Source organism: Gardnerella vaginalis (genome assembly GCF_001546485.1).
Lineage (GTDB): Bacteria > Actinomycetota > Actinomycetes > Actinomycetales > Bifidobacteriaceae > Bifidobacterium > Bifidobacterium vaginale_D.
The window spans coordinates 1-18,186 of the sequence record NZ_KQ956830.1 but is presented as its reverse complement, the minus strand read 5'-3'; the positions used below and the strand labels follow the sequence as shown (position 1 = coordinate 18,186).

The following is an 18,186-nucleotide window of genomic DNA, read 5'->3' as shown; positions in this document are numbered from 1 at the left end:
AGGTGCTCTACAGGCTTCAAAATTACGGCGTGTATTGCATTACGTGCAAAATATTGAGTTAATACGAGTTTTGCAAAGCCTGTATACGTCATAGTTTCAGCGTATTGCAAAAATAGTTAATATGATTTATTAGCAAACGTATTTATTAGCAAACGCCCCGATTGTAAGTTTTCACTAGCTTACTTTCGGGGCGTTTATGTCTTAGCGGTTTATAGTTGTTGAGTTACAAACTGCGCTATTTTTTGATTTTCGATTTACCAGAAGCCGAATGGATCAAAAATGCCGCCATCGTCACCATCGCCGTCGTCGTGCTGTTGCATATCATCATCATCGTCATCTGAATCATTTCCACGTTTGCGCAGGCGCTGTTTTTGCCCTTTTCTTGACTGCTTTTCTTGACGATTCATGCCATTGACTGCAGCTTCTTCTTGATCAAAAACTACTGGCAATTTTAGTGTACTGTTACCGCGCACTACTGTGAGCGTAGCCTTATTTTTGAATGCTGTTGCTCGAACATAGCCAAGCAGCGCATAGTTGTTAGTCACAGGTTTGTCGTTAAAAGCCACAATAGTATCGCCGGCTTTTAACCCAGCTTTAGCGCCAGGTGTACCCTGATTGACTGAAACAATTTGAGCTCCTCCGCGAGTGATGCCATTCGATTCAACAGCTACGTTCTTAATCATGATTCCTAATGCTACGTGTTTTACGGAACCATTTTTAATAATTTCAGAAACTACGCGTTTCACGAGATTTGCCGGTATAGCGAAGCCGATACCAATTGATCCAGCGGTACCGCCTTGAGCAGATGTTGCAGCAATAGAAGAATTAATGCCAATAATTTGACCTGCTGCATTAAATGTTGGTCCGCCAGAATTGCCTGGATTAATAGCAGCGTCAATTTGTACAGCATTGGTTACAATTTCTGAACGACTTTGATCATCCATTACTGATACTGGTCGGTTTAATGCGGAAACAATGCCTGTAGTAGCAGTATCGTCGTATCCAAGAGGATTTCCAATGGCCATAACTGGTTCGCCCACAGCTAATGCGTCCGAGTTGGCAAATCCTGCGGTTTTCAAATTGTTTGGAGCATTGTCAAGCTTGAGTACAGCCAAGTCAGTTGTTTTATCGGCACCGACTAGTGTAGCTGAATACATTTGACCATTAGAAAGCGTGACTTGAATTTGCTTAGCTCCTGAAATTACATGGTTATTTGTTACAACATAACCTTTAGCATCAATTATTGCGCCTGAACCTTTTGCCATACCTTTGTCTGTGCGAGTTTGAATAGATACGACAGCACCAGAAACTTGGCGAGCGACACCACGCCAATCTGGAGCTTGGCCGCCTTTTACTGTTGCAGTACCTGGACCGGATGTGTTTGTTCCAACACTTGCCAAGGATCCGCTTTGTGGTAGAGCAATAAGACCTTGCGAAATTGCAAACGCTATAAGAACAACGCATACTACTGCAGAAACTGCGGCAGAGGCAATAGCGACAAAAATAGGAGATACTGCATGGTTTGTACTGTGATTTTTCTCAAAGTTATTGCCACTAGTGCTATTGCTTATTCCGCCGCCGATGTAAGAATTGGCATTCGCGTTAGTTTGGTATGGATTGCCGAAGCCTTGAGAAGAATCAGTATTGTTCTCATAAGGATTCTGCAATTCAATATGTGTTGTAGGTGCAGTGTTATCGCTTATATTGCCGAGATTATTCTGATTTATCGGCGCACTATTTGCTGCGTTCAACGAGCCAGTCGTATTGTTATTATTTTCGCTGCTTTCATTGCTAATAGGACCATATGCTCCAAATTCAGGAGCAGGGCTATACGCTTGCACTTCTTGTGTAGGCTGTTCCGATTGAACTGCCTGTGCTTGTTCTTGCGCGTTGTATGTATTATCAGTGATTTTATTGGATTCTTGCTGATTTGCACCATACATATCGTCAGCCATTCATCCTCCTTACAAAAGATTCTTAACACACCATCATAAACCATGCTGTTATCTATGTAAGAGTTAAGCTGTTTGCTCTTACGATTTTCTGAATACTGAGCTGTATAAATACTGTGAATTAGCTAGTTGTTTGTAGAGAAAACGTGCAGCAATGTGGGTTATGAGGATATGTCTTAGTAGATTTCAATATTAGAGGTAAGTTTATTAGAGGTAAGTTTTGTTTTACTCGTCATACCTCCTAATAAAGTAAAGATTATGACAAATCTTCTTGAACATCCACGCGGAGCCGAATCGGGAAAGCCGGGCGACCGCAAAGAATTTTCGTTTACAACTAAAACGCGACTTTCTAGCACTGCTGAAGGCAAGGGGCGTGACGGTGCTCGCTATGGTCGTACGGGCGTAATCCACACTCCTCACGGCGATATTCAAACTCCAGCTTTTGTGCCAGTTGCCACTCAGGCTGCAATGAAGGCCGTATTGCCTGAAACTATGAAGGATTTAGGTGCACAATGCATGCTTTCAAACGCGTTCCACTTGTATGAGCGACCGGGTGCAGATGTGCTTAACGAAGCTGGCGGTTTGGGAAAGTTTATGAATTGGGATAGGCCAACCTTTACTGATTCGGGCGGTTTTCAGGTGCTTTCTTTGGGTGCTGGTTTTAAGAAAACGCTTGCAATGGATATTACTGGCATGAAATCTGATGATGTTATTGCAGCCGGTAAGGAGCGTATGGCTTTTGTTGACGAGGACGGCGTAACTTTTAAGTCCCCTCTTAACGGAGCCAAGCACCGCTTTAGTGCAGAAATTTCTATGGGAATTCAGCACAAACTTGGTGCGGATATTATGTTTGCTTTCGACGAGCTTACGACTTTAATGAATACTCGTCGTTACCAAGAAGAATCTGTGGAACGTACTTTCCGGTGGGCTAAGCGGTGCGTTGTTGAGCACCAGCGGTTGACTGAGGAGCGCGTCGGCAAGCCGTATCAAGCTTTGTATGGCGTTGTGCAGGGCGCGAATTATGAGGATCTGCGTAGACATGCAGCCGAACAGATCGCCTCTTTAGATTTTGATGGCGTTGGCATTGGTGGCGCTATTGAAAAGCGAATTATTGGAGATACGTGTGCATGGATTTGCGACGCTATGCCGGAAAATCGGCCTCGTCACGTGCTTGGTATTGCTGCAGTTGACGATATTTTTGCGTGCGTAGAAAACGGTGGAGATACTTTCGATTGTGTGGCTCCAGCTCGTTGCGGTCGAAATGGCGCAATTTTTACTCGTCATGGTCGTTACAATGTAAAGCGCGCTGAATTTAAGCACGACCAGCGTCCTCTTGAAGAAGGATGTGATTGCTATACTTGCACACACTATTCTCGAATGTACGTAGATCATTTGTTGCGCGCTCGCGAAATGAACGGTTTTACGCTTGCGACGATTCATAATGAACGTTTCTTTGTGAAATTACTTGATGATATTCGAGCTTCTCTTGACGGCGGGTATTTTGAGGAGTTTCGTGATGAAACTCTTGCGCATTATTACGAAAACGGTTCCAAAGGCTGAGCTTTTATAGCAGAGCGCAACAGTACCATAATCTACAAAGTGTTAGTTGTTGAAAAACGAAAAACGTTAGGCTGAATATTGCGAATTTATAGTAAATATGATAGCCTTGCACTTTGTATGCGAACGTGGCGGAATGGTAGACGCGCTGTCTTCAGGTGGCAGTGAGCGTATGCTCGTGCGGGTTCAAGTCCCGCCGTTCGCACTTGTCAAAAAGGCTGGAATTGCAAGGGTTTTGCTTCTTACGATTCTGGCCTTTTGTGCAAATATAATGTAAATATAAGCAAGTTTTGTGTGAGCATTTTTGTAAATGCTTAAGTATTTACAAAATTTTATGTGTTACAAGCGGCGGTGATGCAATGAACACTAACGATGAACTAAATCGCAATAATGTAGAAGGTAATTCTTACGAACCGCATATCGGTCGCGAATCTCACGTTGTGTCAGGTCGTTTTGGTGAACCACTTAAAGTAACGCAGGCACAATATTCACAAGGGAATGCTGCTGCACATCCAACGCATCCGTTGCTACTGTTGTTGCATGGCTGGGGTTCTAATGAAGAAGATTTACTAGATTTATTGCGAATCGTGGCGCCATATAACGATGCTATTTCATTACGTGCTCCGCTTAAACTTGCTGAAGGTGCATACAGTTGGTTCCATGACGCTGTGCCACAGCGTGAAGATTTGGATTATGATATGTATGCTGCTGCAGCAGCAATAGACGAGTGGGTGCGTGAAAACATTCCAGCGAATCGTGATATTGTGCCATTTGGATTTTCGCAAGGTGCTGCTTTAGCGGTCCATGTTTTGCGTCTACATCCTGCCCGTTATCGCGCATCCGTTGCGCTTTCCGGGTTCTTAGCTCCTAACGTTCCTGCTTCTGCTGCGGAAATTATGCTGCACGATGATGATTTAGCAGAACGTAATACTCCCGTATTTTTTGGCTACGGCTTAGCGGACGATGTAATTCCTCCTTATGAGTTTTCTGCTGCGTCTGCGTGGCTTGAGGAACACACGTGGCTTGAGGAGAAGCGGTATCGCGGTCTTGATCATGCTGTGCATATGGAGGAACTTGGCGATATTCGTAAATGGTTTGTGACCCACGATATTGCGTCTGGTCTTCTTTAGTAGCTGAAGTTTGTGGAATGATTTGGTGAATTTGATTCCAAAGCTGATTTGGTGAACTGATTTCATGAACAAGTACGATGATGTTATTACTCGCGCAATGAAGGAAGCGCTGCTATTGGCGCGCGAAGCTGCTGAGGTTGGAGAGGTTCCAGTTGGTGCTGTTGTACTCGACAACGGTGGCAATATTATTGGTCGTGGCGCAAACTTGCGCGAGCGTGACGCCGACCCCTTGGCACATGCTGAAGTGCTTGCTATGAAAGATGCTGCATCGGTGCGTAAATCTTGGAATTTATCTGATTGTACTTTAGTGGTTACGCTTGAGCCTTGCCCTATGTGTGCTGGTGCGATTTTGCAAACCAGACTTCGTCGCGTCATTTTTGGTGCTTGGGATGCCAAGTTGGGTGCTTGCGGATCTGTGTGGGATATTTTGCGAGATCCGCATGTTGGCGCTCACCCGGAGGTTATTGGTTCGCTGTGTGAAGAGGAGTGTGCGCAAGTGCTGCGTGACTTTTTTGTATGTCAACGTTAGAAAAGTGTGGCATTGTTGGTAACTTTGCAAGTAATTTCATAGTGGAATACATACATCGTGTGGAAAATGTAAATTTTAGCGTGTTTCCCTTGTGTTCAGGGTGTCAAAATGTTATAGTTGCGGTAACGTTACCGCACGGGGCTGGTTGAGGAATCTGGCAATTGTGGGAACGTTATCTCAGTTTGTAGCTTCTAGTCAGCGCTGATGAAACTGCTCATTGAGAATAAGACTATATAGCGGCTCTTATGCACAGTTGCATAGGTGCTTTTCTCCAACGAGAGGAGTATATGGAAAAACGTAGTACAAAACATGGAATACAAGCTAGAATCAAAACATACCAATAACAGTGTAAAACTATACTAATTGAGCCTAAGAGATGAGCTGGAGGTGTCATGTCGTACATTACGATTCGCGATGTTGCACAACGTGCTGGTATATCAGTGTCAACTGTTTCGCGCGCATTGAATAATACGGGTCGTATATCGGCAAACACCAAGGCAAAAGTTGAGCGTGCGGTTGCAGAATTAGGTTATATACCAGATTCTCGCGCCCAAGCGATGCGGTCGTCTCGTACTAAAACAGTTGGGTTGCTTGTGCCAGATATTCGCAATGCATATTTTGCTGAACTAGCGTATACTGTGCAAGACTCCTTGTTTGATGCTGGTTATTGTGCGTTTATCGGAACATCTTCTGAAAGTGCAGCTCGTCAAGATGCATTCATTACGAGTATTCTTTCTCAACGCATTGATGGTGCAATTATTGTGCCTCAAGGTGAGGAGACTGATGCTATGGGAATGTTGCTTGAGCAGCATCTTCCACTTATGTTTATGGATCGCCACGTGGAGCCTCAAACTGATGGTTTGGCGCATGTGCCAGTTGTGGATTCGGATCCAGAGCAAGGTATTCGTGACGCATTATTAGATGTTAAGCAGCATGGTTTTTGCTCAGTTGGCTATGTGTCGGGTCCAATTATTGCTTCGCCGTCATTGCAAGAGCGCGAACAAGTATTCCGCACGGTGGCGTCGGAAATATTTGGCGAAGAACATGTGTTTGTAGAATCTACAGGATTTGAGCAATCCTCATGTGCCAGTGTGTTGCATCGCATGATGAACGTTGGCGTAAAAGCGCTTATTGTTGGTTATTCGCCGGATGCGCTGCGAGTGATGGACGTAATGGCTTGCGAAGGATTAGTGATAGGCAGTGATATTTCACTTATCTCATTTGATGATGTTGAAATATTCCGCTTAGCAACGCCGCGTATTTCTACTATTTCGCAACAAGTCCAGCGTATTGGTCGTACCAGTGCGGCACTGTTTTTGGATATGCTAGAACATAATGCTGATGTTCAATCGCAGCGAGTAGAAACTGTGTATATTCCGCGTGAATCGCTAGGGAATGCGTAGCTTGTAAAGCTGTTATTTTGTAGCTTGACACTATTTTCAATTGATTCATGTGCTGTGACTTTGTAGTATGTGCGGCAATTGCTTGAGCGCACCGTTGTTGTTGCGTTTTCGCGTGTACGTTGCTGCACGTGTCTCACCAAAGCACAAACGTAATGTAGCGTAATTGATGGCATTTTCGCAAAGCAGTGGTGCTGTAGCGAAGAAAGAGGTAAGACATGACGGAACTATCGCTAGTAGGAGTATCGAAAATATTCGGTAATTCTACGGTAGTTGACAATGTGTCTGTAACAGTAAAACCAGGTGAAGTTCATGTTCTCCTCGGTGAAAATGGTGCGGGCAAGTCAACGGTTATTAAGATGATGAGCGGTATTTATCAACCAGATAAAGGCCATATTGAAATCAATGGTGAAACAGTGCGAATTCCTAATGTGGATGCTGCTCGCAAATTGGGTATTGCTGTGATTCACCAAGAGTTAAATTTGGTGCCAGAACTTTCTATTATGGAAAATTTGTTCCTTGGTATGCTTCCTACTAAGGCTGGTTTTATTGATCGTGCGACGATGCGTACTCGTGCGAAAGCTGCGTTGCAAGTTATCGGTTTAGATGAAGACGTTAATAAGCCAATGGGAGAACTTGGCGTAGCTCGTCAACAAATGGTAGAAATTGCTAAAGCGCTTATGCAGCATGCCTCTATTCTTATTCTTGACGAACCAACAGCAGCTTTAACAAAGCGCGAATGTGAACAATTATTCAGCATTATGGAAGATTTAAAATCCAAGAATGTTGGCATGGTGTTTATTTCTCACCATTTGGATGAGATTGCGCGCGTTGGTGATGTTGTAACTGTGCTTCGAGATGGTAAATATGTCGATACTGTTGATGCGAAAGTTCCTGAGAAGGAACTTGTAAAGCTCATGGTAGGTCGTGATATTACAAATCAATTCCCTCACGGACATCGTAGCCAAGGCAAAGAGTTGCTGAAAGTAGAAGGTTTAACGCGAAAAGGTGCCATAGAGAATGTGTCCTTTAGCGTTCATGCTGGCGAAGTTGTGGGGCTTGCAGGTTTGGTAGGTGCTGGTCGTACTGAAGTTCTTCGTGCAATATTTGGTGCAGATAGCTATGATTCAGGCACAATAACTGTTGATGGTAAGCCGATTGCAAAAGCGAATATTGCAGGAAGCATTGCAGCTGGTCTTGGCTTAGTCCCAGAAGATCGTCGAGTACAAGGATTGATTCTTGAGGCATCCGTTGCAGAAAATTTGGGAATTTCTACATTAGTTCCTACAGCACACGCCGGCTTTGCAGATTTGAAGGGGCAACGTACTCGAGAAGAAGAAACTGCAAAGAAATTGCGTATTCGTATGGCAAATATTGATCAACTAGCTGGTTCTCTTTCTGGTGGTAATCAGCAAAAGATTGTGTTTGGCAAGTGGTCTATGGCAAAAGTGAAAGTGCTATTGCTAGATGAACCTACTCGTGGCGTTGATGTTGGTGCGCGTGTAGAGATTTACGAGCTGATTAACAATATCGTAGAAAATGGTGGTGCAGTATTGATGGCATCTTCGGATTTGCCTGAAGTACTTGGCATGTCAGATCGCGTATTGGTGATGTCAAACGGCAGAATCAGCGGTGAATTATCGGCAAGTGAGGCTACTCAAGAAAGTGTGATGGAACTTGCAGTGACGCATCTTAATACATCGGGTAGTTGAGCATAGAAAAACTGTAAAACCTTACTGCTTTCAATATGGAATGAACAATATGAGACATATTGAAAGGCTAAAAAATTAAAGTTACCAATTAAACGTGAAACTTGCGTACAACAATTTATTGCACACTGCAGTGCAGTGGATTGTAGCAAAATTTGTTAAAGGAGTATGAGTTATGGCTGCTACGAGTGGTGCAAAATCTGAGCATTTAGGCTACGGCGCGGTTGATAAAGGATTTTTGCCTGCAGCGAAAAAGTTTGCATCTCGCAATGGTGCTCTTATTGGCTTGGTTATTTTGTGTGCTGCGCTTGCGTGCGCTACGCCAGCATTTTTGACAAGTGTGAATATTCTCAATGTGGGTATTCAGGCTGCGACTGTTGCTATTTTGGCATTCGGTCAGACCTTTGTTATTGTGTCTGCTGGTATTGATTTGTCTGTAGGTGCTGTGGCTGCAATTTCTAGCATGCTGGTTGCGTATACAGGTGTTTCCATGGGTTTGCCGCCGGTGTTGACTGTTGTGGTCGGTATAGCAACCGGTGCACTTTTTGGGCTTATTTCTGGTGTAGCTAACGCTTTCCTTAAGTTGCCATCGTTTATTGCCACATTAGCAATGATGTCTGTAGCACGCGGTCTTACCCTTGTCGTTTCAGATGGTCGTCCTATTTCTACATCCGGCATGGTGAATTTCTTTGGCGCCAACATTTTGGGTATTCCAATGCCAATTGTGATGATGATTATTATGGGCGTTATTTCTGCAGTAATATTGAACTTCACTACTACTGGTCGTTCTATGTACGCTGTTGGCGGCAATATGGAAGCTTCGCGCCTTTCTGGCATCAATATCCATAAAACACAAATTATGGTGTTTGTTCTTTCGGGTATTTTTGCTGCTGTTGCCGGTTTAGTTATTGCTGGTCGTTTACATTCCGCTCAGCCTCAGGCAGCTACTGGCTACGAAATGGATGCGATTGCTTCCGTTGTTATCGGTGGTGCTTCACTTTCTGGCGGCAAAGGTAAGATTTCCGGAACTTTCGTAGGAGCAATTTTGTTGGCTGTAATTCGTAACGGCTTGAATATTTTGAATGTGTCCTCCTTCTGGCAGCAAGTAGTCATCGGTTTGGTTATTGCATTCGCTGTAAGCCTTGATACTTTGCGTCGTAAGGAAGATACGCACTGACAGCAAGTTAGTACTTCTATAAACTTGACCTTCTTGCGGGAAGGAGGTGGATTTTGCCGATATTGATTCGTAAGTGGTGAGTAATCAATATCCCCAGCAAAAATTGAAGCAAATTTGAATATATAACTGAACTTTATAACTGAACTTTATAATTCAAAACGACTTAACAATAAGGTAAAGAGATGGTGAAACATCAGCCTTATGCCACTGCAATAGTGCGCATATATTGAGCTCAAACCTGCGGCGACATAGGGCAAGAATCAAAGGAGATATGATGAATTATCCAATTATGCGTCGTGGCATGAAGCTTGCCTGCGCAGTTGCTGCAGCGTCTGCACTTATTGTCAGCATGAGTGCATGTGGTAGTGCTAATGCCAGTGATAAAGTCGCATTGCTTGTTTCTACGCTGAACAACCCGTTCTTTGTAGATTTACGTGATGGTGCCCAGGCAGAAGCAAAGAAACTTGGTGTTGATTTGCAAGTTTCCGATGCTCAGAATGATTCCGCAAAGCAGCAGGATCAAGCGCAGAATGCTCAGTCTCAAGGTGCAAAGGCTGTTATTATTAACCCTGTAGATTCCGATGCTGCAGGCCCTGCAGTTGCTCCACTGTTAAGCGCAAATATGCCTGTGATTTCTGTTGATCGTTCTGTAACTGGTGAAAAAGTTACTTCGCATATTGCTTCCGATAATGTTGCTGGTGGTGCTCAGGCTGCTGATGCGCTTGCTAAAAGCATGGGAGAGAAGGGCGAAGTTTTGATTTTGCAAGGTATTCCTGGCGCAGCTTCTACTCGCGATCGTGGCAAAGGATTCAAAGATCGTATTAAGAAATATTCAAATATCAAAGTTGTAGCAGAACAGACTGCTAACTTTGACCGTGCTGAAGCATTAAATGTAGCTACTAATTTGTTGCAATCGCACCCGAATGCAACCGGCATTTATGCTGAAAATGATGAGATGGCATTAGGTGCAATTCAAGCGTTAGGTGCTAAAGCTGGTAAAGAAGTTAAGGTAGTTGGTTTTGATGGCACTGCTGACGGTATGAAAGCTATTAAATCTGGCGCAATGGCTGGCACTATTGCTCAGCAGCCAAAAGAACTTGGTCGTTCTGCTGTTGCTGCTGCTGTAAAAGCTATTAAGGGGCAAAGTGTTCCAAAGACTGAGCCAATCACTGTGAAAACAGTAACAGCAAAGAATGTAGGTGATTTCGAGTAGTGCATATTTGTGTAACTATGTAAGGTGTATATAAACAGCAAAGTTTATATCAATGAATGGTATCAATCAATACAATTCATACAAAATTATATATTATATGGCGTTGAGATCGTTCATGATGATTTTATGAAAGAATCTCATAACAGTTGTGAAAGATTCGCAACAGTAAAAGCTACGAAAGTTGCGTGATTTTAGCGTTCTCAACGCCATTGCTTTCTTATAAGATTTTTATCGTATATGTTCGTGGCGTCTCACTTGTTATGAAGGGTGATAATCATCGTTGATCTCACTTTTATGAGCCACGATATGAGGTGAATTATGTTAACTCATGGTATTTTGAACGCACAATTAGCAGCTGCTATTGCTAGATTGAGGCATAAGGATCAATTTGTTATTTCTGACTGTGGTTTGCCCGTTCCATCTGGCGTAGAAGTTATTGATTTAGCTTTGGTTTTTGGAATACCGCGATTTCCTGATGTGCTTGCAGCAATCAACAATGATCTTGTTCTTGAGTCTGGCATTATGGCGAAAGAAGCTTGCGGTGATACTCCAGAAACGTGGGTTAAAGATCTACTCGGAGTGCCGCTGACTTATGTGCCACACGATGGCGAACAAGGTTTTAAAGCTCTTGTTTCACAAGCTAAATTCGTGATTCGCACAGGTGAAACTACGCCATATTCTAACGTGTTGTTGCGTTGTGGTGTCCCATTCTAAGCGTTGTTTTGCACAATATTTAGGAGAATTATGTGTCGTTATCATATGCTCGACTCGTTGGAGAGTTTAGAAAAAATTAGGTCCGTTCAGTCTACTGAGGCTGGTGTGCTACATGAAACATTGCTTGCACAGCAGAATATCAATCAGCCTACTATCGCAATAGTTGGTTCCATGAATGCGGATTATACGATTGTTGCTCATCGTCTTCCTCTTCCTGGTGAAACTATTAACGGTAACGAAATACGCATATTACCTGGAGGTAAATCAGGCAATCAAGCAGTATCTGCTGCCAAACTTGGTGCGCATGTATGTATGTTTGGTGCTGTAGGCGATGACGCTAACGCTGATTTTCTTATTAACGCTTTACATGAATCTGGTGTTGATACGACGTATGTGCGTCATGTAGCAAATTGCAATAGTGGTGCAACCGTTATTACAGTAGATGCGCAAAGTGGCGAAAATACTATTGTTTACGCGCCTGGATCTAACTCGCAAGTTGATGTTGATTATATTCAGTCGCCATCCGTGCAAGCTGCCATTACTCATGCAAAAGTATTAGGACTTTGTTTAGAAAGTCCATTGGAATCGGTTACGATGTGCGCTCGCTTAGCGCATGAGCATGGCGTAAAAGTTTTGCTTAACGATTCTCCTTTTTCGGATACATTACCGCAAGAGCTTATATGCGCTGCGGATATATTACTGGTTAATGAACATGAAATGGCGCAGTTGTTGCATATTTCAGAACCTGATAATGGTGATTGGGATTCGTTTGATTGGCGGCATGCACTTCATGCAATGCATGAGTTTGGCTTTAATGAAGCGATAGTCACACTTGGCTCAAAGGGGTCTGTAGTGTTGGATTATGGTGATAATTCGGTGCATCGAATTATGCCTCAGCGTGTTGATGCTGTTGATACCACTGGTTGTGGCGATGCTTTTATGGGTACTGTGCTCGCATGTTTGTCTGCAGATATGCGACTGGTTGATGCAGCTTCGTTGGCTTCTTATGTATCTGCATATGCTGCTACTGGATTTGGAGCGCAAGCTTCTTACGGTACTGTTGCGCAGATTCGTCAATTTTTTCATGCATAGGTGATGTGATGTATGTGTGAATGGTGCGCATAGTCAGTTGATGATTGCACCTTGCCAATATGAAAAATTTTGACATTCTCTAAAAACTGTGTAATATGCTGTAAAAACCAAAAAGCAGTTGGCTGATTTTAGTCACTACAATCAGCCTTACTGCTTTTTACTATATTTGCAGTCGCTTCGACGAATTTCCATGTATGCACGAATTTCGCCTAAGCACATTTTTACCTAAAAGGAGGTGTCACTATGAGTGGCATGAAATATGCAATGATCGGTTCGGGAGCTATGGGATATCGCTATGGCGTTTTGTTGCAGGAAACGGCTGGCATTCATGTTGATTTCATTGACGCCTGGGATGAGAATGTGAACAAGGTTCGCGAACAAGGCGGTGTGATGGTGAGTCGAGACCATGAAAACCGCCATTTAGTGCCGATTAATATGTATACGCCTGAAGATTATGACGGCGATCCAGATGTGTGGATTGTGTTTATGAAGCAAATGCAGCTTGCGGAGATGTTGGAACGTTGCAAGCATTTGTTTAAAGAGCATCAGGTTGTGTTTGCTGCTATGAATGGTTGGGGTCATTTTGAAAAGTTGCAGCAATATTTCCCGGATGACCATATTTATGGCGGAACTGCCATGATTGCAACCGTTTTGAACGGTCCGGGCGACGTTGATTTTATTGGTAAAGTTGGCGTTGGCACCATGAACATGTGTGCGTTGAACGAGCAGGTGAGCGATGTTGAGCTTGCTATGCGAGATGACTTTAAAGCTGCAGGCTTGAATCCTACTATTACGGAAGATTTTAAGGGTACTTGCATGGCTAAAGTCGTTTTCAACTCTGTAGTTAACACCTTATGCACTATGTACCAGATTCAAATGGGTCAGTTTATTTCGTACCCTGGTGCAATGGACATGGCTCGACAGCTTATTAACGAAGCATACGACGTGTGCGATCGCGCCGGAATTCGTATGGTTAATACGCGTCAGCAGGAGCTGGAAGCTATCGATTACGTAAGTCGTGTGGCAAATCCTTTGCACTATCCTTCTATGTACCAAGATATGAGTCGTGGACGAAAGACAGAAGTTGATTACATCAACGGATATATTGCAAAGCTTGGTCGCGAAAACGATTACGTGTGCCGCACTCACGAGTTCTTGACTCACGGCGTGCACTTAGCTGAGCTTGCGTTCAAGCTGCATCATCAGCAGTGATTGAGAGCATTGATGTAAAGAGCTGATTTGGCTGGCTGAAGTCAGGAGCTGATTGAGGTAGCTGATTGAGGTAGCTGAATCGGGTATATTATTACACTCTTTGCCAGAGTAAAGAAGAAGGTGGCGGCTCGTTGCATAGTTGCAGCGAGTCGCTTTTTTATTATGTTATTTGCGCTATTTTTCACATTGATAAACAGTGGCGCTGGTAGCTGATGCGGATTATTGGTTAGTGCGCAATGAAACGGTGATGCTGACAAGTAGTTATGAATCAAAAGATACAAAGATAGGAAAGCATATTGCATGGTACTTCTATATTGATTTTATTGAGTAAGAGGTGATAAATTTAAGTCAGTATTGGTTTTGTATAAGGAAAATCAGTGCTGTTTATTCTTTGAATATTTTGATTCAAAGTAGCTATTTTCAACATTGTGGTTAATGCCTCAAAGTGAGAGAAAGAGTAAAAATGAAGAAAATTACGAGAGTACTGTATGCTCTTCTAGTTTGCGTTGTAAGCGCAGCTATGGGGCTTGCAGTATCTATTCCAGCGGCACACGCTGAAGTTCATGTTTCTGAGGTTAGTAGAACACACGATAATATTACTCATGATATGTATAAGGAACATGATAAGAACGACCCAGGTATTCAAAATGCTTTGAAATTTTACGTAATTGGTGATTCTTATACTGCTGGTAATGGCACTATTGGGAATCCAAATTATCTTGGAAATTATGAGGGTCCTTCGTTAAGAAGCCCATATAATTATGGCCAAGTTGCAGCTAATCTTATGAACGATAGAGGTTTTCATGTAATTTATAAGAATTTTGCTGAGAGCGGCGCTGTTATCGATGACATCAAGAAACAAGTCCAATCGCTTCCTGAAGATACTGATTTGGTTGCTTTTACTGCCGGCGGTAATGATGTAGATTTCGGTAACATTATTATGGATTGTATCGTAGTCTCTTCTTATTCTTATGAAGATTATAAGCGTGAGAATAATCATGAGCATGGAAATAGTTATAATCAATGTACGGCAAGAATCAATAATGCTACGTCAAAGCTTAAAAAAGTAATTAGCGATACATGGGATTTATTAAGCGCTATACAAAATCGCATTGCTAATGGTCGCACAGCACATGCTGTTCTTATGGGGTACCCTCTGTTAAGTAATAAATTCAACTATCGAAAATTATCTGGTCCTGATAATGCCGCCAAGAAGGTACGTCTTTTAGGTATCAAGGCTGCTGATTTACAGGAAGAACTCGTTAGACAATGGAATGCTCAAGGATCTTCTCTTAAAGTATCATTTGTGAATAATATAGCTTCGTTTGATGAAGGTGATACTCAGCATGAGCCGATCCCCAATCCGCTAGGATTGACATGGAGAGACGTTCTGGGAGTCCTACAGCGTGAATCCGTTGGTAGAGAAGATCCATTGAATCGTAAAACTGAACAAGCTAAAGGCATAAAGAATAATCCAAAGCGTTGGATTAATTGGTTCCTAGAAACAGCGGGCGTTCAAAAGGGTAATTCTGACGTAGTGTCATATAAATCGAAAACTATGATGGAATGGTATCATCCTAACATTACAGGTCACCAAAAAATGGCAGAAAACCTTGTGAACAGTCTCGACTTGTCAAAAATTGCTAGAACTGTATACAAAGGAAATCCGATTGACATTGCGTTCGTAGTAGATGCTACTGGATCAATGTGGGATGATATTGCTGTAGTGAAGCAAAATATTAATAAACTCCTTACTGATATAAAAACGTATTCTTCCGATGTACGTTTTGCACTAATAACCTACAGGGATCACGGTAGTAGTTTTACTGCGAAGGTTAATCAAGATTTTACTGACAATCCAATTGCTATAGCTTTTAAATTGGCTGATGTGAACGCTGATGAAGGTACAGGTCCCAAGAATGAATCTGTATACAGTGGCATTAAAGAGGCTTTGAAGTTAAAGTGGCGAGATGGTGTTAAAAAGATTGCTCTTGTATTCGGTGATGAGCCTGCAGAGGATCCTGAACCAGTAAGTGGCTTAACAGCACAAAAAATTATTAAAATGTCCAAAGATATTGATCCTGTTGAAATTTATGGCATAGATTCAGATGAGCTTACTGATGACGGCGGAATTTTTGAAAAGATTTCCAAAGATACTGGTGGTGCAATCTACAAAGCAAAGGATGAAGCAGAGATTGTGAAGGCTATTTCAGGAGCTTTGCATACGTCTGCTAAGAAACCATTTGGTTGGCTGTACGGTCCGTACGTTGCTAAGACTGGCACTACTTTGAAGTTAAACGCTTCTGGTTCCTACGCTATGCAAGGAAAAATTGCCAAGTATGAGTGGGATTTCAACGATGATGGTAAGTATGATGCCACAACTACCGTACCTACAATAGAACATCTGTTTAACGATGTTTACAGCGGTAATGTGGTAGTCCGTGTTACTGATAGCAAGGGGGTAAGCGCTCTCGGTTCAACGCATGTTGATATCACGAAAGATGGTGACACTGTTGATGATGCTCACGACAACTGCCCGACGGTTGCTAACCCAACGCAAACAGATACTGATGGTGATGGTATTGGCGATGAATGTGACCCAACACCAGGCTTTGAAAAGCTATTTGGCATAAATATGGTTGACGGCAAACCAGCAGCTGGTCAGCAAGATATTAAACTCGCTAAAGACACAGTAAAGCCAGGTGAAAAAGTCAAATTCGCTACGGGTCTTTTTGCAAAAGGTGATCAAGTGCAATTATCTATTGACGACAAAAAGATTCAGGATTACAAGGTGCCTGAAGGAATGATTGTTGTAGATGAGCTAGCTATTCCTAGCACGCTTGCCCCAGGTAAGCATAAAGTAACTGCAACATCTGGCAAGATTTCAGTTTCTGCAACTATTACAGTTGTAGCTGGCGAGCACGGCGCACAGCCAGAACCAGACAAACATCATCATGATATTAACACCGGTAGTTCAAGCTTTACGCAACACGATCAGCAGAACTCTACGCAGCAGTCTCAGGATGAAAAGAATGCTGACAACAGTGCTGCCGATACTGCTGAAAATAAAAATGAAGCTAAAGTAAAGCATGAAAAAGTGAAGCGTGCAAAAGAACTCACAAACACAGGATCTTCTGTAAGTTTGATTGCTTCCGCTGCTGTGCTTCTACTACTGGCTGCAACTTTGCTGCGTTCTTACGTAAAAAAGCGCGAATAATACCATTGTGTAGTGCAGCTAAGTAGTACACGAAGGTAGTTGCCTCTCAAGTTTTAAGCATAAAAACTTAAACATACAACGGTAGCGAGCCTTCATACAAGCACTTTCGCAGATTGTTTATTGTTGTAACAATAAGCTTTCTGTGAAAGTGCTTTTGTATGAGAGGATTTAATGATTTGCAAAATGTGCAATGAATGAGACGGAGTAGTGGCTCGCGGTTTTTTACTGCGAGCCGCTTTTTGTAGCCTTTAACTATAATATTTACCAGTATGATAACTTTTATATATGCTTGTAAAAAGTATAGTAAATATACATGTATTAAGTATGCGCATGGATTGTCTGTAGAAAAGTTAAGGTAATTCTCATGTCTACAGTCGCTCCAATAAGTACTATGGTTCCTATTAGCGCTTTTGGTAATGGTAAATCTGCGCAGGCTTTTGCAAAAGTGAGTGCTGGAATGCCAGTGACGGTTTTAAAAAACAATCAACCAATGTACTTCATTATTAATCGCGAAGATTTTGAGCATTACCAATCACTTGAGGAACAACTTCAAAAGTATATTAAAGAAGCCATTGAAAATAAAAACGAGGAAGCTCGTAAACAGGTTCAAAATCACGAATTTACTCATGAATCACATACTGCTTCCGATATGATGGATTACCTCAATGGTCCGTGAAAAGAGACGTCTAATAATCCAAAGATAGCTGAAATATGGAATAATAAATTATAGATAATAAAAAATAGATTATAAAAATAATTAATGGGGATTAAATGACTACTTTTGACAGAGCAAACTTGCCAGAATCCGTGCGCACAAACGGCGCTACGCCAAACCCTTGGTGGGCGAATGCAGTAGTGTACCAGATTTATCCGCGAAGCTTTCAGGACACGAACGGCGATGGAATCGGCGATTTGAAGGGAATCACTTCGCGCCTCGACTATTTGGCTGATTTAGGCGTTGACGTGCTTTGGCTCAGCCCTGTTTACAAGTCTCCGCAAGACGATAACGGTTACGATATTTCCGATTATCAAGATATTGATCCACTTTTTGGAACTTTGGAAGATATGGACGAACTGCTGGCTGGTGCTCACGAGCGCGGGCTTAAAGTCGTGATGGATTTAGTAGTAAATCACACTTCCGACGAGCACGCTTGGTTCCAGGCTTCTAGGGATGCTTCTAGTGATTACGCTGATTGGTATTGGTGGAGGCCTGCGCGCGAAGGGTGCGTTCCTGGTGAGCCGGGTGCGGAGCCGAATAAGTGGGGTTCGTATTTCGGCGGTTCT

The 18,186-nt window shown here is 42.7% G+C and carries 14 protein-coding genes and 1 tRNA gene; 14 read left to right on the top strand and 1 reads right to left on the bottom strand.

The genetic code is table 11. The features are described 5' to 3' along the window. Positions 1 to 254: 254 nt before the first annotated feature. Entirely contained in the window at positions 255 to 1,955 is a 1,701-nt protein-coding gene (locus HMPREF3208_RS00375) for a S1C family serine protease (RefSeq protein ID WP_064346684.1), read from the bottom strand. Positions 1,956 to 2,210: 255 nt separating this feature from the next. On the opposite strand from HMPREF3208_RS00375, the gene tgt reads away from it, so the two are divergent. The 14 genes from tgt to HMPREF3208_RS00305 all read left to right on the top strand — a co-directional run. Continuing rightward, positions 2,211 to 3,512: a tRNA guanosine(34) transglycosylase Tgt gene (tgt, locus tag HMPREF3208_RS00370; protein WP_064346682.1), complete on the top strand. Its 1,302-nt coding sequence runs from the start codon at positions 2,211 to 2,213 to the stop codon at positions 3,510 to 3,512. Between the two features lie 119 nt (positions 3,513 to 3,631). Continuing rightward, a tRNA-Leu gene (locus HMPREF3208_RS00365) sits at positions 3,632 to 3,714 on the top strand. A gap of 154 nt (positions 3,715 to 3,868) precedes the next feature. Then, positions 3,869 to 4,639, top strand: a complete 771-nt coding sequence (locus HMPREF3208_RS00360; protein ID WP_064346680.1) for an alpha/beta hydrolase — start codon at positions 3,869 to 3,871, stop codon at positions 4,637 to 4,639. A gap of 64 nt (positions 4,640 to 4,703) precedes the next feature. Further along, on the top strand, positions 4,704 to 5,168 hold the full coding sequence (locus HMPREF3208_RS00355) for a nucleoside deaminase (RefSeq protein WP_064346677.1): 465 nt from the start codon (positions 4,704 to 4,706) through the stop codon (positions 5,166 to 5,168). Between the two features lie 392 nt (positions 5,169 to 5,560). Then, positions 5,561 to 6,571, top strand: coding sequence for a LacI family DNA-binding transcriptional regulator (locus tag HMPREF3208_RS00350; protein ID WP_016637635.1), 1,011 nt, complete (start codon positions 5,561 to 5,563; stop codon positions 6,569 to 6,571). Between the two features lie 215 nt (positions 6,572 to 6,786). Continuing rightward, on the top strand, positions 6,787 to 8,280 hold the full coding sequence (locus HMPREF3208_RS00345) for a sugar ABC transporter ATP-binding protein (protein ID WP_016637636.1): 1,494 nt from the start codon (positions 6,787 to 6,789) through the stop codon (positions 8,278 to 8,280). A 172-nt stretch (positions 8,281 to 8,452) separates the two neighbouring features. Further along, positions 8,453 to 9,454 (top strand): ABC transporter permease, encoded by a 1,002-nt coding sequence (locus HMPREF3208_RS00340; RefSeq protein ID WP_016637637.1) that lies wholly within the window; start codon positions 8,453 to 8,455, stop codon positions 9,452 to 9,454. Between the two features lie 274 nt (positions 9,455 to 9,728). Further along, positions 9,729 to 10,667: a D-ribose ABC transporter substrate-binding protein gene (locus HMPREF3208_RS00335; protein WP_419185089.1), complete on the top strand. Its 939-nt coding sequence runs from the start codon at positions 9,729 to 9,731 to the stop codon at positions 10,665 to 10,667. A gap of 318 nt (positions 10,668 to 10,985) precedes the next feature. Next, positions 10,986 to 11,381 (top strand): D-ribose pyranase, encoded by a 396-nt coding sequence (gene rbsD, locus HMPREF3208_RS00330; RefSeq protein WP_016637640.1) that lies wholly within the window; start codon positions 10,986 to 10,988, stop codon positions 11,379 to 11,381. A 45-nt stretch (positions 11,382 to 11,426) separates the two neighbouring features. Beyond that, positions 11,427 to 12,473, top strand: coding sequence for a ribokinase (locus HMPREF3208_RS00325; protein WP_081091142.1), 1,047 nt, complete (start codon positions 11,427 to 11,429; stop codon positions 12,471 to 12,473). Between the two features lie 243 nt (positions 12,474 to 12,716). Then, positions 12,717 to 13,685 (top strand): ketopantoate reductase family protein, encoded by a 969-nt coding sequence (locus tag HMPREF3208_RS00320; RefSeq protein ID WP_016637642.1) that lies wholly within the window; start codon positions 12,717 to 12,719, stop codon positions 13,683 to 13,685. Positions 13,686 to 14,148: 463 nt separating this feature from the next. Then, a complete protein-coding gene (locus tag HMPREF3208_RS00315; RefSeq protein ID WP_016637645.1) occupies positions 14,149 to 16,902 on the top strand; it encodes an SGNH/GDSL hydrolase family protein in 2,754 nt (917 codons plus the stop codon). 364 nt (positions 16,903 to 17,266) lie between these two features. Next, positions 17,267 to 17,578, top strand: coding sequence for a hypothetical protein (locus tag HMPREF3208_RS00310; protein WP_032814035.1), 312 nt, complete (start codon positions 17,267 to 17,269; stop codon positions 17,576 to 17,578). Positions 17,579 to 17,673: 95 nt separating this feature from the next. Continuing rightward, the coding region (locus HMPREF3208_RS00305; RefSeq protein ID WP_269146674.1) for an alpha-amylase family glycosyl hydrolase at positions 17,674 to 18,186 on the top strand (513 nt) is incomplete at its 3' end.

Excerpts from the sequence above, each read along its gene's own strand:
- HMPREF3208_RS00340 (WP_016637637.1), top strand. The coding sequence starts at position 8,453 with ATGGCTGCTACGAGTGGTGCAAAATCTGAGCATTTAGGCTACGGCGCG.
- HMPREF3208_RS00335 (WP_419185089.1), top strand. The coding sequence starts at position 9,729 with ATGAATTATCCAATTATGCGTCGTGGCATGAAGCTTGCCTGCGCAGTT.
- HMPREF3208_RS00350 (WP_016637635.1), top strand. The coding sequence starts at position 5,561 with ATGTCGTACATTACGATTCGCGATGTTGCACAACGTGCTGGTATATCA.
- HMPREF3208_RS00320 (WP_016637642.1), top strand. The coding sequence starts at position 12,717 with ATGAGTGGCATGAAATATGCAATGATCGGTTCGGGAGCTATGGGATAT.
- HMPREF3208_RS00325 (WP_081091142.1), top strand. The coding sequence starts at position 11,427 with ATGCTCGACTCGTTGGAGAGTTTAGAAAAAATTAGGTCCGTTCAGTCT.
- rbsD (WP_016637640.1), top strand. The coding sequence starts at position 10,986 with ATGTTAACTCATGGTATTTTGAACGCACAATTAGCAGCTGCTATTGCT.
- HMPREF3208_RS00355 (WP_064346677.1), top strand. The coding sequence starts at position 4,704 with ATGAACAAGTACGATGATGTTATTACTCGCGCAATGAAGGAAGCGCTG.
- HMPREF3208_RS00315 (WP_016637645.1), top strand. The coding sequence starts at position 14,149 with ATGAAGAAAATTACGAGAGTACTGTATGCTCTTCTAGTTTGCGTTGTA.
- HMPREF3208_RS00375 (WP_064346684.1), bottom strand. The coding sequence starts at position 1,955 with ATGGCTGACGATATGTATGGTGCAAATCAGCAAGAATCCAATAAAATC.
- HMPREF3208_RS00360 (WP_064346680.1), top strand. The coding sequence starts at position 3,869 with ATGAACACTAACGATGAACTAAATCGCAATAATGTAGAAGGTAATTCT.
- tgt (WP_064346682.1), top strand. The coding sequence starts at position 2,211 with ATGACAAATCTTCTTGAACATCCACGCGGAGCCGAATCGGGAAAGCCG.
- HMPREF3208_RS00310 (WP_032814035.1), top strand. The coding sequence starts at position 17,267 with ATGTCTACAGTCGCTCCAATAAGTACTATGGTTCCTATTAGCGCTTTT.
- HMPREF3208_RS00345 (WP_016637636.1), top strand. The coding sequence starts at position 6,787 with ATGACGGAACTATCGCTAGTAGGAGTATCGAAAATATTCGGTAATTCT.